Origin of the sequence: Sphingobium sp. LSP13-1-1.1 (assembly GCF_040676415.1) — a bacterium.
In the GTDB taxonomy this organism is placed as follows: domain Bacteria; phylum Pseudomonadota; class Alphaproteobacteria; order Sphingomonadales; family Sphingomonadaceae; genus Sphingobium.
Genome location: NZ_JBEGHU010000033.1, coordinates 2,501 through 5,434, shown reverse-complemented (window position 1 = coordinate 5,434; position 2,934 = coordinate 2,501). Strand labels below are relative to the sequence as shown.

2 rRNA genes (1 of these 2 running past the window's edge) are annotated in these 2,934 nt (G+C 53.3%); both read right to left on the bottom strand.

Annotated features, from left to right (window positions below):
* Positions 1-39: 39 nt before the first annotated feature.
* Positions 40-154, bottom strand: a 5S ribosomal RNA gene (rrf, locus tag MRBLSP13_RS15245).
* Between the two features lie 119 nt (positions 155-273).
* Positions 274-2,934: ribosomal RNA gene (locus MRBLSP13_RS15240) — 23S ribosomal RNA — on the bottom strand; it runs 140 nt beyond the window's last position.

Here is a 2,934-nt window from a genome sequence, read left to right as displayed (position 1 = left end):
GCAAATATTGTGGATGGGTATTGAAGCGCGAGCTGTAATGCCTGGCGACGCCCTACTCTTCCGGGGCTTGAGCCACAGTACCATCGGCGCAGACTGGTTTCACGTCCGAGTTCGGGAAGGGATCGGGTGGGTCACAGACGCTATGGTCACCAAGCAATAGAGCTTGCGCTTCGTTTTTTAATCGATGTTTTCCGTGCAGATTATCTGGCTGTTTGATCACCACATTTGCTGACGTTTGCTGGAATATCCAGTGTTGTCATTGATGGTGGGACTCTCAGGCGCGATCAGAGCAATTAGGACCGGTTAGCTCCATATGTTACCACACTTCTACATCCGGCCTATCAAGGTCGTGGTCTACGACCGCTCGAAGAAATCTTATCTTGAGGGAGGCTTCCCGCTTAGATGCTTTCAGCGGTTATCCCGTCCATACATAGCTACCCTGCTGCGCCCTTGGCAGGACGACAGGTACACCAGAGGTATGTTCAACCCGGTCCTCTCGTACTAGGGTCAACTCCTCTCAAATTTCGACGCCCACGGCAGATAGGGACCAAACTGTCTCGCGACGTTCTGAACCCAGCTCACGTACCACTTTAATTGGCGAACAGCCAAACCCTTGGGACCTGCTCCAGCCCCAGGATGTGATGAGCCGACATCGAGGTGCCAAACGATTCCGTCGATATGAGCTCTTGGGAATCATCAGCCTGTTATCCCCGGCGTACCTTTTATCCGTTGAGCGATGGCCCTTCCACGAGGGACCACCGGATCACTATGACCGACTTTCGTCTCTGCTCGACTTGTCAGTCTCGCAGTCAGGCGGGCTTATGCCATTGCACTCTAACAGACGGTTTCCAACCGTCCTGAGCCCACCATCGCGCGCCTCCGTTACTCTTTAGGAGGCGACCGCCCCAGTCAAACTACCCGCCACAGAGGGTCCCTGCACCGGATAACGGTGCGAGGTTAGACATCAGAAAACAACAGGGTGGTATTTCACCTATGGCTCCACGACAACTGGCGTCATCGCTTCAAAGCCTCCCACCTATGCTACACAGTTCTTTCCTAATGCCACTCTGAAGCTGCAGTAAAGGTGCACGGGGTCTTTCCGTCTAACCGCGGGTACTCCGCATCTTCACGGAGAATTCAATTTCGCTGAGCATATCCTGGAGACAGTGGGGAAGTCGTTACGCCATTCGTGCAGGTCGGAACTTACCCGACAAGGAATTTCGCTACCTTAGGACCGTTATAGTTACGGCCGCCGTTTACCTGGGCTTCAATTCAGTGCTTGCACACCTCCTCTTAACCTTCAGGCACCGGGCAGGCGTCAGGCCCTATACGTCGTCTTGAAGCCGACTTAGCAGAGCCCTGTGTTTTTGCTAAACAGTCGCTACCCCCTGGCCTGTGCCCCCCACAAAAAGTTGCCTTCATGTGGGGCCTCCTTCTTCCGAAGGTACGGAGGCAATTTGCCGAGTTCCTTCAGGATACTTCTCTCAAACGCCTTGGTATACTCTACCATTCCACCTGTGTCGGTTTAGGGTACGGTCTATACGGTGGGGCTATTTCCTGGGACAACTTCCCTGCCCGGACCAATCCAATAAGGCCGAACAAGTTACGCCATCCGTCACACACCACCAGGCCCACGAATATTAACGTGGTTCCCATCGACTACCCCCTTCGGGCTCGTCTTAGGGGCCGGCTTACCCTGCTCAGATTAGCTTTAAGCAGGAACCCTTGGAATTTCGGCGACAGTGCATCTCACACTGTTAATCGCTACTCATGTCTGCATTCGCACTTCCGATACCTCCACGACCCATTACCAGATCGCTTCAACGGCCTACGGAACGCTCCGCTACCGCGTGATCGTAAACGATCACACCCTAAGCTTCGGTGCACGTCTTGAGCCCCGTTACATCTTCGCCGCAGGATCTCTTATTTAGACCAGTGAGCTGTTACGCTTTCTTTAAAGGATGGCTGCTTCTAAGCCAACCTCCTGGTTGTTTTGGAAATCCCACATGCTTTCCCACTTAGACGTGACTTGGGGACCTTAGCTGTAGGTTAGGGCTGTTTCCCTTTTGACGACGGACCTTAGCACCCGCCGTCTGTCTGCCGGACTAGACTCGTTGGTATTCGGAGTTTGGTTAGTATTGGTAGATCTCGCGACCCCCGCAACCATCCAGTGCTCTACCCCCAACGGCAATCATCCGACGCTCTACCTCAATAGATTTCGCGGAGAACCAGCTATTTCCCGGCTTGATTGGCCTTTCACCCCTAAACACAACTCATCCGATAATTTTTCAACATTAAACGGTTCGGCCCTCCAGTGCGTGTTACCGCACCTTCAGCCTGGTCATGCCTAGATCGCCGGGTTTCGGGTCTAATGCATCGAACTCATGGTCGCCCTATTCAGACTCGCTTTCGCTGCGCCTACACCTAACGGCTTAAGCTTGCTCGATACACTAAGTCACAGACCCATTATGCAAGAGGTACGCGGTCAGGTCTCAAGGACCCTCCCACTGCTTGTAGGCATCCGGTTTCAGGTACTGTTTCACTCCCCTCATCGGGGTGCTTTTCACCTTTCCCTCACGGTACTGGTTCGCTATCGGTCATGTACGAGTATTTAGGCTTGGAGGGTGGTCCCCCCATGTTCAGACAGAGTTTCACGTGCTCCGCCCTACTCAAGTCCTGATGTTTCGCTTTCACATACGGGGCTGTCACCCGCTATGGCGCCACTTTCCAGAGGCTTCTGTTAACTAAACACCAGGCACTGGCCTGGTCCGCGTTCGCTCGCCACTACTAACGGAATCTCGGTTGATGTCTTTTCCTCCGGGTACTGAGATGTTTCAGTTCCCCGGGTTCGCTTCACCAAAGCCTATTTTATTCAGCTTAGTGATACCTCTCCCATTTAACGCCTAACCTGTGTCGCCACAGGGCAGACCTTAA